Source organism: Nannocystis punicea, assembly GCF_026965555.1.
Lineage (GTDB): Bacteria > Myxococcota_A > Polyangia > Nannocystales > Nannocystaceae > Nannocystis > Nannocystis punicea.
In genome coordinates, this window is sequence record NZ_CP114040.1 from 9,531,045 (window position 1) to 9,543,879 (window position 12,835).

A 12,835-nucleotide genomic window follows, 5' to 3' on the forward strand; every position below is an offset into this window, starting at 1 on the left:
GCCTCAGCTCCAGCGGACGCGCGCGCGCAGGCCGGCGAGGCTGCCGTCGGGCGCGACGCCGACGATGTAGACCGGGTGGATCGGGCCGCCCTCGGGGTCGGCGCCGACGATGTAGACCTGCAGGTCGGCGAGGCTCGACTGCATCGCCTGCGCGAGCGCGACGGCCTGGGCGGTCTGGCCGGGCGTGTGGTGCTCGACGAGGCGGCGGAAGAAGTCGACGGCCGGCTCGATGCGGGCGATCCGCTGCGTCGGGTCGTCCAGGTCGAGGCCGAGCGTGGCGACGAAGCTCTGGGCGGTGAGGCTCTCGAGCTGGGCCGGCGCGTGGAAGCTGAGGAAGTGCTCGTTCGTCAGCTCGGTGCCGAAGTCGTCGAGCACCAGGTTGAAGGCGAGCGCCTCGAAGTGGTTCGACAGCTCCTCGCCGCTGCGCTGGCGGTGGCGCGCGACCTTGACGGCGAGGCGGCCGAGCGGAGGCATCGCCGCGACCTCGTCGGCCGACAGGCCGTTGTCGTTGGTGTCGAACGCGGCCACCAGCTGCTCGCGCGCCGTCACCAGCGCCTTCTCGACGTCGCCGCGGTCGACCCGCTCGCTCGGGTTGCCGTCCTGGCGGACGATGAAGCGGTAGAAGAAGTCGACCAGATCGCGCTCGGCCCCGGTGAGCTCGGCGATCTTGCGCCGGATCTCCGCGCGGCTGGTGATCTTGTCGCGGCCGCCGGCTTCAATGATCTGGGCGGCGGCCCACTCGAACGCTGCATTGACCTCGGACTTGGCGATGCGTGACACGGCGCGAGTGTGCCGGGGAACCGCCGCCCGGCCAAGCGAATTTCACCGCCCGCCGACCTCCGGAGCCGCCGCAGACCCGGCAAAACGGCCTCACGGGGCACGAGCGCGGCGAACCGACCGATCTCGCCCGGCCGCGCAGTGTCGGGTCGGGTCGGACCCCACCCGCTCGAGCCGCTCCGGCCGGACGAGCCGTGTCGCTGCGAGATCCGGAGCGCCGCGGCCTCGTCCTCGACGCGCGCCTGCTTCTCATGCTCCAAAGGTCATGTCCATGAAGACATGTGAACGAACGCGGCGCGAGCGCTGCGTCGCCAGCGCGACCTCGCCGCGGAGCGCCTGCGCGAGCCGACATGTCTCAAAAGCCACGCCGCCGCCGATCGCGATCGAGCTCCTGGTGTGACAGCGGGCCCGCGCGCGCCGCGATTTGCGCACGCCCGCGGGGACGCCGGGCCGTCTCGCCTGCCAGGTCGCGCGAGCGGCCAGCGGAACGCGGATCGTGCCAGTGAAGCCCGCGCTCGCCTCGACTCCGCTCGTGGCGCGTCGGCTTGCCGCGTCGCATCGATCCCGTACCTTCGCGCCCATGCCGCTCGACCTGCCCGTGCGCCGCCTGGCGACGTCCGTCGCGCTCGCGCTCGCCTCGACGTCCGCCTGCGGCGTCGACCCTCCTGACGCGAGCGCCACCTCACCGTGGGCCTCCGCCGGCAGCTCCGCCGGCGACAGCGACACGCAAGACTCCACCACCACCGGCGACGGCGACGCGAGCTCCTCCACCACCGGCGGGGCGCCGGGCAGCGACGCGGTGACCGGCCCCGTCGACTCGACGACCTCCGGCACCGGCGCGGACGTCGAGCCGACCACGACCGCCCCGAGCGACCCGACCACGGGAGGCATGAGCGACGAGCCGACCAACTGCGAGGCGCTCCGGGTCACCTACCGCGACTTCATGCCGATGCACCCCGACTTCGGCTGTCACATGGCGGGCAAGGGCGCGCGGCCGGGCCTGGTGATGAGCGCGCTGGGGGCCGATCACAAGCCGGTCCTCGACCCCAACCCGCCGCCGCCGCCGAAGCAATGGAAGGGCGACGAGCCGCAGATCACGTCGGAGCAGACCTTCGCCGAATGGTACAACACGACAGGCGGCGTCAACCTCGAGATCGCGGGCGAGCTGGCGCTGACGGAGATCGAGCCAGGCCTGTGGAGCTTCGCCAGCAGCGAGTTCTACCCGCTGACGGACCAGGGCTTCGGCAACAACGTCACGCCGAACTGGGACGGCGACACCTACCCCGATCGCAACGGCGCCTTCACCACCGAGATCCACACCACCTTCGTCTACGAGCCGGGCCAGCAGTTCAGCTTCAGCGGCGACGACGACGTGTGGATCTTCATCGACGGCGAGCTGGCCCTCGACCTCGGCGGCCTGCACTCGTCCGTCAAGGCCACCATCGACCTCGACGACCTCGGCCTCGCCCCCGGCGCCGTCTACTCGCTCGACGCCTTCCACGCCGAGCGCTGCGACAGCGGCAGCAACTTCCGCATCGACACCTCGATCGCCTGCTTCATCCCCCAGTGACCCGGACGCGACATGTCCCACGGGCCAGGTTCATGACCCATCGTTGACAGTCGACGCCCGGCTTGCCACGCTCGCGGCGATGAACGAGGGCACCAAGGGGCTGCGAGCGGTGAAGCTGTGGGACGCCTGGGGCCAGGCGCTCGCGCGCGGCGGCGACCTGTCGGCGCTGCTCGCCGACGGCGAGCCGCGGATCACCGCCGGGAGGCCGCCCACCCGCCTGCGCCTCGGCCTCCGCCACAACGCCGACGCGGGGCAGCTAGCCCTCGAGCTGCGGCTCGACTTCGCCGGCGCGCCGCGGGCCGAGCTCAGCCACGACGACGTCGTCTTCCGCCAGAACGGCCTGTTCGGCGACGAGTCGATCGAGTGGGGCGCAGTCCGGTTCGGCAGCAAGTACGTCGAGTTCAGCCAGATCCACCAGGGCGTGCCGAAGCTGATGGACGCAGTCTACGCCCGCTCGACCTTCCTGCCGCAGCTGCGCGAATTGGTCGACGTCGCGCGGATCTCCGGCCTCGGGACCGCCGTCGACGTCGCCCTCGGGCCGGCGCAGCGGATCCACTTCCAGCTCCGCCACGGCAAGGACGAGCGCCTCGCCTTCGAGCGCATGGGCTTCGACCTCACCGACGCCCGCGGCGCCCCGTTCACGGAGGCCGACGAGCAGCGGTTGGAGGATCGCCACGGGCCCAACTACGAATGGCCGCGCGGCGTCGCCTGGCGCCGCGAAGACGGCGCAGTCATCGACGGCACCACGGCCCTCTTCGGCGCCAACGCCAAGAAGATCTTCCCCCATTGAGGCGCGACGCCTGGTTCGCGCGGCCTCGCGGGCCACCGGCTCGCCCTTCATTCGGACCGCCCCGAGCGTCCCCTCATCAGAAATCATCCTGACCCATCGGACAGGCCGAACGACGCACGATCGCAGGCGAGCTCCAGCAGAGCAGCCGACCTGACCCATCGGGCAGCTCTCGACGAGCGCGACTCACACCCCAAGCCTGTCCCTTCAGACATGTCCATCAGCACCGCGCGATCACGGCGATCACCAGCCCCAGGAACACCGCCGCGAGCAGCCACAGCGACGCTCTCGAGCTCCGCTCCTGCGCCTGTCGCCGGGCGAAGGACCGCGCGCGCCGGGCCTTGCGGGCCGCGGGCGTGAAGTCTTGCACGTCGGCGGCGAACCACCGCACCGAGGCCGGCACCGCGATGGGTCCGCCGCCCACCGTGACATCGCCCCCCGAGCGCAGGCGGAACGCAGGCTCCACCACGCGCCGGGCGGTGTAGCCACCCGGGAGCTCGACCGCGTCGCCCGTCGCGGCGTCGAGCGCCGCCAGCACCGCCTCCGCCAGCGGCCGGCGCTCGGCCGCCTGCGCGTCGATCTCCGCCAGCTCGGCCTCGAAGTCGGCGAACTGCTCCGGCGACAGGTGGGCCGCGAACTCGGCCAGCGCCACGTCGGCCAGCGACAGCGCGTCGTTCGTCAGCGCTCGCAGCACTCGATCGTAGACGACGTCGACCGAGCAGTTCCACCCCGCGTCCTCGTCGTCGGTCTCGCCGACGACCTGACGGAACAGCCCGGCGTTCTCCGCCGAGAAGCCGCGCGTCTCGCCTCCGAGGGCCACCTCGAGGTTCCCGCCGCCGGCGCCGCGGTGATACGCGAGGTAGATCGACGCATCACGCGTCGCGCCCGCGAGCCGCCCCGCCTCGTCGACCACCACCAGGGCCGCCTCCGCCAGGCGCGCGCGCAGGCGCGGGTACTCGGCCAGCGCGGGGTGCCGATCGGGCAGCCGCAGGCCGCGGTGCGCCGCCACCTCGCGCGGCACCAGCCAGCGCTCGCCCTTGGTGTCGGACAGCTCGAACCGGTCGGCCTTGCCTGCCAGCGGCCCGCGGACGATCTCGGCCTGTCCGCGCCCCTCCCACCGGTGCGGGTCGATGGCCAACAGTCCGGGGATCACCAGCGCTTCGGGCATCGGGCCTCCACGGCGCGCAAGCTAGCACGCCGCCGCGCCGGCCTCCAGCGCCCGCGCCCCCGACCCGCGCGACCTGTCCCAAAGGCTATACTCACGGCCCGACGTGATGCACCTCGCCGTCGATGACCTGCCCGACCCACTCCGCCAGCTGGACCCCGTCGATCACGGTGGTCCAGAACGTCGGCGAGCGCAGCACAGTGTGGCCCTGGCCGAAGTTGTAGAGCACCTGCGTCTGGCCGATGTAGTAGGTCGCGGCGGCGTCCTCGTGGTCGGCGCGCAGCGCCAGCAGGCCGTCCTCGTACACCTCGGCCGGCACGATCAGCGGGAGCCCGTCGCACGTGTCGTACTGGCCGTTGCCCCAGCCGAACGACATGAAGGCGCGGATGATCGCGTCGGCGGTGTTCGAGAACAGGCCGAAGCGGATGTCGGGGTAGGCGCTCAGGGTGTGAGCGAGGATCTCGGTGGCGAAGTCGTCGGGGTCGGTGCAATCAGGGCCGCAGGCGGCGAGGATCGTCTGGTCGAGGCCCCACACCTCGCGGAACGTCTGCTGCAGGCACGGCGGGATGACCGAGTTGGACAGCGGCGGGCCCGAGTCGTCGATCACGATCATCTGCGGCCCCGGCCCGAACGCGTCGGCCACCTGCGCCGCGTTGAGCCCGGCCCCGAAGCCGCCGGCGCTGATGCCGGTGAGCAGCACCCGCTCGGCGTCGGCGAAGGTCGGCACCCACTGCTGCAGGTACTTGGTGATGTTGGTATAGCCGCGGAAGTGGCGGACCTGCCCGCCGAGCATGGTGTCCCTGTCGCCGCCGTGGATGTCGCCGGTGCAGTACGGGACGTAGATCATGCTCCAGTCCCTGACCGGGTTGCCCGGGTTGTTGCGATTGAAGATCCCGTCGGGCGGCGGGATGAACGGGATGTTGAACGCCGAGAAGTCGCACGCGTCGTTGAAGCAGGCCCCGCCGCCCTCGAGGTAGATCATCACGTCCTTCGAGTCGGGGTTCAGGCTGATGCCGAAGCCCGCCGGCTGGCCGTTCATACACATCGTGCCCGGCACCTCGAAGTACTGCCATTGCAGCGGCGGCGCGTCGATCGGCTCGACCGCCGTGCAGTCTGGCAGGCAGCCGTCGAACGCATCGTCGTCGCCGTCGTCACAGCCCTCGCCGGGGTCGAGCTGGCCGTCGCCGCAAGCCGGCGCGGGCGGCTCCCCGGTCGTGCTCGTGCCGGCGCCGCTCGAGCTCGAGTCCTGCCCGTGCGAGCCGCTCCCGCCGTCGCTGTCCGGCGGCGCGCTCGTGACGGCCTCGGTCGGCGCGACGCTCCCCGAACTGTCTGGTCCCGTCGCGTCCGTCTCGCTGCCGGACGCGCCCGCGTCCGACGTGTCCTGGCCCGTCGCGTCCGCCGCGTCGCCGCAACCTGCTCCGAGGACGACGCTCGCCGCGCACACCAGGCGCGCGAGGGGTGCTGCAAGCCGGGTCATGACAAAGCCTCCTGAACGGCCGGATCTGCGGTCACGCCAGACGATCGATCCCGGCGCCCGGGATTGCAAGGTGGAGCCCAGCCCCCAGCCCTCCGCAAATGCTGCCCGCCGGGCGGCGGGCGTCCTGTCGACATATGTCCCGAAGGACAGCCAGCCCTGTCCGCCCGGCTACGGGCTCAGGCGAGCGATCCACGCGTCGCGGCCGTCGACGGCCTCGTCCATGCCGCCGGCCACCACGAGCGTGCCGTCGGGGGCCGGGCGCACGCAGCGGGCCTGGCTCGCCCCGCCGCCGGCGCCGGCGATCACGGTCGACCAGCGCGGGGCGCCGTCGGGCGCGAGGCGCCGCACCCACGGCTCGCGCTTGCCCGCCTGCATGGTCGCCCCGGCGAACAGGACGTCGCCGTCGTCCGCGAGTCCGAGCCCGTAGCACAACGCGCCGGCCGCCTCCGGTCCGGCCTCGATCTCCGTCCACACCATCAGGCCGTCGGCGTCGTAGCGGCGGAGGAAGCTCTTCCACGGCACCGGATCGACGGCGGTCTCGTAGCCGCACACGACCACGCCGCCGTCGGCGAGCGCGACCACGCCCTGCAGGTAGTCGGCCTTGCTGGCCGCGCCGTTGTAGAGGCGCGACCACAGCAGGTTGCCGTCGGCGTCGTAGCGGGCGATCCACGCGTTGTTGCTCTCGCCGGGCGCGGCCTCGTAGCCGGCCGCGTAGATGTAGCCGTCGGCGGTCACCGCGATCGCCTGCGTCGCGTCGTTGCTGCTGGCCGCGCCGTCGTAGGTCCGCGTCCACAGCACCTCGCCGGCCGGCCCGTACTTGCGCAGCCAGGTGTCGTTGCCGGCGTCGACCGTCGCGGTCGCCCCGCCGATCACCAGGTCGCCGTCGGGCGTGAGCGCTGCGCCGCTGCCGACGTCGTTCAGCATCGCCGCGCCCGCGAACTTCTTGGTCCACAGCGGGCTGCCGTCGGCCGCGTGCTTGCGCACCACCACGTCGTTGCCCTGCATCGGCTCCTGGGCGAACCCGGCCAGGTACACGGTCTCCGCCGGGTCGACCACGATCGCCCGGCCCTGGTCCTCGAGCATCGCCCCGCCGGCGTAGGTCTGCGTCCACAGCTCGGCGCCGTCGGCCGCGTACTTGCGGACCCAGAGGTCGCTGTCGTCGGCGCCGACGCCGAGCAGACCGACCACGTAGATCGAGTTGTTGCCGTCGACTGCGCAGCCGAGCGCCTCGTCGACGAGCTTGAGCATGCCGGCGTGCGTGGTCGACCACAACAGTCGGCCCGACGGCTGACAGTCGTTGTTGCACCCGTCGCCGTCGGCCGCGTTGCCGTCGTCGCAGACCTCGGGCGGCTGGACCACCCCGTCGCCGCAGGCCGCGGCCGGCTCGGTGGTCTCGCCGCTGTCCGCTTCGGTGAGCGCCTCCGTCGTCGCGGTGCTCGTCGCGTCGCCGGTGGTCGATGTCTCCCCGGGCCCCGTCGACGTCGCGGGATTGCTGGTCGCCGCGGTCGTCTCGCCCGCGGAGGTCGACCCCGAAGTCGTCTCGTCGCTCGCCGTCTCCGCCGTGGACGACGCCGCGCCCTCGTCGTCGCGCCCCTGCCCGCCCGCGCAGCCGGCGATCCACGCGAGCGCGACCAGCCTCCCCTTCGTCCCGAGCATGGCCCATCCTAACCGCGCCGCAGCCCGCCTGAAACGCGCGCACATGCGGGCGGCGCCCGGCGCGGCCCAGCGATGAGGGCAGGCCCGAGGATCGCTGCCGCTGCGCGGATCTGTCACCGCCCCGCGGGTACGTCTGACGCGCACCCGACGTCGCGCAGGTCCGCGCCCCGGCGAAACACATGTCCTCGAGGACACGTCACCGACGATCTGTCCTCGAGGACATGTGAAAAATTACATGTCCCCGAGGACACTCCGTCCGACGACCCCCGCACCCGGGCAATCACATGTCCTCGAGGACATCTCGCCCGCCGCGCGTCAGCGCGCGAAGTACCGCGGGTGGTCGAGATCGGTCAACAAGTCCGCCTGAACGGGGCGCCACCCCAGCAGCTCGCGGGTCTTCTCGCTCGCCGTCGGCAGGTCGAGCGAGAAGAACGGCCCGAGCCACCCGAAGTGCTCGACCGGCCTCGGCTCGACCGGCACGTCGAGCCGCCTGCCGATCACCGCGGCGATGTCCCGCGTCGGAACCCCCACCTCGGCGACCGCGTGCACGCGCGTCCCCGCGGGCGCCTTCTCCAGCGCGAGCCGGAAGGCCTGCGCCGCGTCGAGCCGGTGCACCGCCGGCCAGCGGTTGCCGCCGTCGCCCACGAACCCGGCCACCCGCTTCTCCCGGGCGATGCGGATCAGCTCGGGCACGAAGCCGTGGTCGCCGTCGCCGTGCACTGTCGGCGGCAGCCGCACGACCGACACCCGGACCTCACGCGCCGCGAACGGCAGCGCGGTCGCCTCCGACTGGCGCGAAAAGTCCGGATCTGCAGCCATGTCCTCGGTCGCCACGCCCCCCGCGGGCGCCACTCTCGTTCCCGAGGTCACCACCAGCGGCCGCCCCGAGCCCGCCAGCGCATTGCCCAGCGCCTCGATCGCGCGGCGGTCCACCGCGACCGACCCCGAGTAATTCGAAAAGTCGTGAATGAACGCGGTGTGAATGACCCCGTCGCTCGCCGCAGCCCCGCGCTCGAGGCTTGCGAGGTCCTCGAGCGAACCGCGGAGCACCTCCGCGCCGGCGGCGGTGATCGCCGCCGCGTTCGCGTCCGAGCGCGCGAGGCCGAGGACCTGGTGCCCGTGGTGAATCAGCTCCCGAACGACCGCGCTGCCGACGAAGCCCGCGGCTCCCGTGACGAAGATTTTCATGCCCGGAACGCTACCGGTCCGCCTGCGCCGGGGCTTGGCGGTTCTTGGCGAAAAATTGTCCGGGCGTCATGCCGACGATGCGGCGAAAGTGACGGTTGAGCTGGCTCTGATCGTACAGACCGACCTGCGCGGCGATGTCCTTCGGCTTGGTGCCCGCCGCGAGCAACGCCTTCGCCTGCATGATGCGCAGCCGCGTCAGGTACGCGTGCGGCGGCATGCCGACCTGCGCCCGAAAGGCGCGGCACAGGTGGAACTTGTCCATCCCTGCGTATTCGGACAGCTCGTCGAGCGTCAGCGCTGCGGCGAGCCGCTCGCGCATCAGCCCCAGCGCGCGCCGCACCGGCCGCGTCGGCTCGAGCTTCGACTCGCGCATCACCGTCATCGCCGCGATCGCCTCGGCGAGCGCGCACTCCAGCGTGAAGGCGTCGGCCCCGACCGCGACCGCGTCGTGCAGGCGCTGAAACGGCGCGCCCCGCGGGTCCTCCGCCGCGAGACACGACTGCACGCGCAGCGCCTCGACCTCGGGCGTGGAGAAGCCGATGAGCTGATAGGTGACCGGGCCCTCGCGCTCGAGGTCGCGGTGCACGTCGCCGGGTTGAAACACGACGATCGACCCGGGAGCGCCCTTCCACGTGCGACCGTGGGTCCAGAACTCCGAGCGGCCCGCCTCGAAGCGGGTGATGACGAAGGTCTCCTTCACCCCCGAGTACGGCGCGTCGCTCTCGATTCGCACCGCCCGCAGGCCGGGCAACGAGACGGAGAGGACCTGAGCCCCGGCGGCCATGCCCGCGATCATAGCGCCCCGGCGCCGCGCCGCTTGGGCAATCTTGGCGGCCGCGCGCCGCCCTCACGCTCGCGCCCGGCGCAGGCGCCCGAGCAGGATCGCCGCCACCACCAGGTTCAGCGCCAGCGCCGACACCCCCGCGAGCCGGGCGTGGCGCAGCAGGTGGTGCACCTCGAACGGGATGAACGACAGCGTCGTCACCACGGTGATGTACTCCGCCCAGCGCCGGCCGAGCCACAGGCCGACGCCCTCGACCGCGAACAGCGCGGCGTACAGGAACGAGCCGATCCCGAGCTCCGCCAGCCGCTCGGGCGCGACGCCGGCGAGCCCCGCGAGCCCGCGCAGGACGACCACGCGCTCGCTGTGCAGCGTCAGCGCCGACGCCCACGCCTGGGCGCGCTCGGCGACGCCGGGCCGCAACAGCTCGAGCGCGCCGAGAGCGACGGTCACCAGCAGCGCGGTCTTGCAGAACTTGAACAGCGCGATCGCCCGCAGCAGCCGGTCGCGCCGCTCGCCCGCTCGCTCGTGACTCCCCCGCCGGCTCGGCCACGCCATCCAGGCCGCCCATGGTGACGGACGTCGGGCGCGCCGACCGGCGCGCGTGCGGCCGGCCGTTGTTCGACCGCACAGGCGCGGTCTGGCCGCCCGGCTATGGACAGCAGAACGGAGACGCACGATGACGCTGCTCGGGCGCAGACAGTTCGGCAAGCTCGGTGGATGGTTGGCGCTCGGGTTCGCCTGCGACTTCGAACCCGGCGGCGAGCCGCAGCTCGACGAGGATCTCTGGCAGCGGGCGCTGCAGATCGCGCGCGACCTGCTGCTCGTCGGGCCGGAGGGCCAGGACCTCAAGCTCGAGTACCTCAAGGTCCTGATCGACGACGGCCTGCCGCCGACCGACGCGCCGAAGAAGGTGCTCGTCATCGGCGCCGGGATCGCCGGCCTCGCTGCGGCGCACTTGCTCAAGCAGGCCGGTCATCACGTCACCATCCTCGAGGCCAACGCCAACCGGATCGGCGGCCGGATCAAGACCTTCCGCGCCGCGGACCCGCAGCAGCCGGCGCCGTTCGCCGACCCGGCGCTGTACGCCGAGGCCGGGGCGATGCGCCTGCCCGACTTCCACCCGCTGACCCTGGCCCTGATCGACAAGCTCGGGCTCGAGCGGCGGCAGTTCTACTACGTCGACGTCGTCGCGCCGAAGGACGGCCCGGTCCCGCCGGTCCGCTACCAGTCGTTCACCGGCGAGGTGTGGCAGAACGGCCCGCCGCTCCCCGACTTCGTCCCGCCCGACCAGGCCCTGCGCACCTGGATCGCCGTCAACGGCCTGCTCGTGCGCCGCAGCGAGTACGCCGACGATCCGGCGCTCGTCAACGAGGGCTTCGGGGTCATGGGCGCCGACACCGGCCGCACCACCGCCGAGATCCTCAACGCCGCGCTCGACCCGGTCCGCGACTACTTCTCCGACGCGCTGCCCGACGGCACCCGCGAGAACAAGCCGACCGCCGAGTGGATCGAGGGCTGGGCCCGCGCGATCTACGACTTCGACGGCTGGTCGATGAGCCGCTACCTCACCGAGTACGCGCTGCTCGACGAGGCCACCGTCGACGCCATCGGCACCGTCGAGAACGCCACCTCGCGCCTGTGGCTGTCGTTCATGCACACCTTCATCGGCCGCAGCGACATCAACCCCGGCGCCCGCTACTGGGAGATCGACGGCGGCTTCTGGCGCCTGCCCTACGCGCTCGAGCCGGGGCTGCGCCACGAGATCGTGATGGACCGCCGCGTCGTCAAGATCGTCACCGGCGACGGCGAGCACGGCCCCGCGGTGCACGTCGAGACCATCGACGAGAGCGGCGCCGCGGCCCCGGTGTACTCCGCCGACCTGGCGATCGTCACGATCCCGTTCTCGAGCCTGCGCCACGTCGAGTTCGACCCGCCGCTGTCGTACGGCAAGCGCCGCGCGATCATCGAGATGCACTACGACTCGGCCACCAAGATCGTGCTCGAGTTCAGCCGCCGCTGGTGGGAGTTCACCGAGGAGGACTGGCAGCACGAGCTCGAGGCGATCACGCCCGGCCTCTACGACGAATACGGCGAGGGCCCGGTCACCCACGTGTTCGGCGGCGGCTCGGTGACGGACAACCCCAATCGCAACATCTACTACCCGTCGCACGCCATCGGCGGCAGCCCCGGCGGGGTCGTCCTGGCCTCCTACACCTGGGCCGACGACGCCGCCCGCTGGGACTCGATGGACGACGACGAGCGCTACGAGTTCGCCCTGCGCGGCCTCCAGGACGTGCACGGCGACCGCATCGAGGCGTTCTACACCGGCCGCGGCCAGACCGAGAGCTGGATGAACAACCCTTACGCCTTCGGCGAGGCCGCAGTGTTCCTGCCCGGCCAGCTGCTCGAGCTCCACCTCCACACCGCCACCGCCGAGGGCCCGCTGCACTTCGCCGGCGAGCACACCTCGCTCAAGCACGCGTGGATCGAGGGCGCCCTCGAATCCGCAGTGCGCGCGGCGCTCGAGGTCCACCGCCGCTGATTGCGCCGACTCACGCCCTCGCCGCCGACCGCGGGCGACCCCGCTATGCCCATTCGGGCAGAGGCGCCGCCGGCGCCGCCCTTGCACCGGACTGCGGCGGCATCACCTTGGTCCTCGCAATGTGGGCCTTCGATCCACAATACATGCTCTACATGGTACCCGGCCTGCTGCTGTCGCTGCTGGCCTCGTGGTACGTAAAATCCACGTTTCGCCGCTACGCCCGGGTCCCGCTGGAGGGCGGGCGCGGCGTGACGGGCGCCGAGGCGGCCGCCGCAGTGCTCGCCCAGGCCGGCGTCCGCGACGTCCGCATCGAGCCGGTCGCCGGCGTGCTGTCCGATCATTACGACCCGGCGCACAAGGTCCTGCGCCTGTCGCCCGACGTGTACGCCGGCCGCTCGGTCAGCGCCGCCGGCGTCGCCGCCCACGAGGCCGGTCACGCCATTCAGCACGCCCGCGGTTACGGCCTCATGCGCGTGCGCCAGGCGCTGGTCCTGCCGGCGCGGGTCGGCTCGCAGCTGTCGTACATCGTCATCATCGCCGGCCTCGCCCTGCACATGCTCGGCCTGGCGTGGTTCGGCGTGTTCCTGTTCGCCGGCATCTTCCTGTTCGAGCTCGTCACCCTGCCGGTCGAGCTCGACGCGTCGAGGCGGGCCCGCGAGCGCCTGCAGGCCGCCGGCCTGGTGAGCCAGGGCGACGCCGCCGGCGTCAAGCGCGTGCTCGACGCGGCCGCCCTCACCTACGTCGCCGCGCTCGTCACCACCGCGCTGCAGATGCTCTACTTCATCACCCGGATCCGCGGCGAAGAGCGCTGAGCGGACGAGCCCGGCCCGCGCCGGCAAACAATGCTCGCGGTGGATACAACGCTGGCGCGCGCTCGCGTGGCGTCGCA

General features: G+C 72.3%; 11 protein-coding genes. 4 read left to right on the forward strand and 7 right to left on the reverse strand.

Annotated features, from left to right (window positions below):
• Window positions 1–3: 3 nt before the first annotated feature.
• Entirely contained in the window at window positions 4–780 is a 777-nt protein-coding gene (locus O0S08_RS36410; protein WP_269034059.1) for a nuclease A inhibitor family protein, read from the reverse strand.
• Between the two features lie 577 nt (window positions 781–1,357).
• On the opposite strand from O0S08_RS36410, the gene O0S08_RS36415 reads away from it, so the two are divergent.
• Together O0S08_RS36415 and O0S08_RS36420 are read left to right on the forward strand one after the other, a co-directional pair.
• Window positions 1,358–2,347 carry a fibro-slime domain-containing protein gene (locus O0S08_RS36415; protein WP_269034060.1) on the forward strand — a complete coding sequence of 330 codons (990 nt, stop codon included), beginning with the start codon at window positions 1,358–1,360 and terminating at the stop codon, window positions 2,345–2,347.
• A gap of 43 nt (window positions 2,348–2,390) precedes the next feature.
• Entirely contained in the window at window positions 2,391–3,137 is a 747-nt protein-coding gene (locus O0S08_RS36420; protein WP_269034061.1) for a hypothetical protein, read from the forward strand.
• Window positions 3,138–3,354: 217 nt separating this feature from the next.
• Here the strand turns inward: O0S08_RS36420 and O0S08_RS36425 are convergent, their stop codons facing one another.
• From O0S08_RS36425 to O0S08_RS36450, 6 genes are all read right to left on the reverse strand, one after another.
• Window positions 3,355–4,302 (reverse strand): hypothetical protein, encoded by a 948-nt coding sequence (locus O0S08_RS36425; protein WP_269034062.1) that lies wholly within the window; start codon window positions 4,300–4,302, stop codon window positions 3,355–3,357.
• Window positions 4,303–4,393: 91 nt separating this feature from the next.
• On the reverse strand, window positions 4,394–5,776 hold the full coding sequence (locus tag O0S08_RS36430) for a pectin acetylesterase-family hydrolase (protein WP_269034063.1): 1,383 nt from the start codon (window positions 5,774–5,776) through the stop codon (window positions 4,394–4,396).
• A gap of 168 nt (window positions 5,777–5,944) precedes the next feature.
• Window positions 5,945–7,432, reverse strand: coding sequence for a DUF4215 domain-containing protein (locus O0S08_RS36435; RefSeq protein WP_269034064.1), 1,488 nt, complete (start codon window positions 7,430–7,432; stop codon window positions 5,945–5,947).
• A gap of 315 nt (window positions 7,433–7,747) precedes the next feature.
• On the reverse strand, window positions 7,748–8,620 hold the full coding sequence (locus O0S08_RS36440) for an SDR family oxidoreductase (protein ID WP_269034065.1): 873 nt from the start codon (window positions 8,618–8,620) through the stop codon (window positions 7,748–7,750).
• Window positions 8,621–8,630: 10 nt separating this feature from the next.
• Window positions 8,631–9,404, reverse strand: coding sequence for a helix-turn-helix domain-containing protein (locus tag O0S08_RS36445; RefSeq protein WP_269034066.1), 774 nt, complete (start codon window positions 9,402–9,404; stop codon window positions 8,631–8,633).
• A 63-nt stretch (window positions 9,405–9,467) separates the two neighbouring features.
• Complete coding sequence (locus O0S08_RS36450; RefSeq protein WP_269034067.1) at window positions 9,468–9,959, reverse strand: DUF2127 domain-containing protein; 492 nt, start codon at window positions 9,957–9,959, stop codon at window positions 9,468–9,470.
• 121 nt (window positions 9,960–10,080) lie between these two features.
• Between O0S08_RS36450 and O0S08_RS36455 the strand changes: the two genes are divergently transcribed.
• Together O0S08_RS36455 and O0S08_RS36460 are read left to right on the forward strand one after the other, a co-directional pair.
• A complete protein-coding gene (locus O0S08_RS36455) occupies window positions 10,081–11,946 on the forward strand; it encodes a flavin monoamine oxidase family protein (protein ID WP_269034068.1) in 1,866 nt (621 codons plus the stop codon).
• Between the two features lie 143 nt (window positions 11,947–12,089).
• The gene (locus O0S08_RS36460) at window positions 12,090–12,758 is read left to right on the forward strand and encodes a zinc metallopeptidase (protein WP_269034069.1); all 669 of its coding nucleotides are present in this window, start codon (window positions 12,090–12,092) and stop codon (window positions 12,756–12,758) included.
• The last annotated feature ends 77 nt before the right edge of the window (window positions 12,759–12,835 follow it).

What these genes read in the sequence shown, in the direction of transcription:
- O0S08_RS36435 (WP_269034064.1), bottom strand. Translation starts at nt 7,432, where the DNA reads ATGCTCGGGACGAAGGGGAGGCTGGTCGCGCTCGCGTGGATCGCCGGC.
- O0S08_RS36430 (WP_269034063.1), bottom strand. Translation starts at nt 5,776, where the DNA reads ATGACCCGGCTTGCAGCACCCCTCGCGCGCCTGGTGTGCGCGGCGAGC.
- O0S08_RS36445 (WP_269034066.1), bottom strand. Translation starts at nt 9,404, where the DNA reads ATGGCCGCCGGGGCTCAGGTCCTCTCCGTCTCGTTGCCCGGCCTGCGG.
- O0S08_RS36460 (WP_269034069.1), top strand. Translation starts at nt 12,090, where the DNA reads ATGCTCTACATGGTACCCGGCCTGCTGCTGTCGCTGCTGGCCTCGTGG.
- O0S08_RS36455 (WP_269034068.1), top strand. Translation starts at nt 10,081, where the DNA reads ATGACGCTGCTCGGGCGCAGACAGTTCGGCAAGCTCGGTGGATGGTTG.
- O0S08_RS36425 (WP_269034062.1), bottom strand. Translation starts at nt 4,302, where the DNA reads ATGCCCGAAGCGCTGGTGATCCCCGGACTGTTGGCCATCGACCCGCAC.
- O0S08_RS36440 (WP_269034065.1), bottom strand. Translation starts at nt 8,620, where the DNA reads ATGAAAATCTTCGTCACGGGAGCCGCGGGCTTCGTCGGCAGCGCGGTC.
- O0S08_RS36415 (WP_269034060.1), top strand. Translation starts at nt 1,358, where the DNA reads ATGCCGCTCGACCTGCCCGTGCGCCGCCTGGCGACGTCCGTCGCGCTC.
- O0S08_RS36450 (WP_269034067.1), bottom strand. Translation starts at nt 9,959, where the DNA reads ATGGCGTGGCCGAGCCGGCGGGGGAGTCACGAGCGAGCGGGCGAGCGG.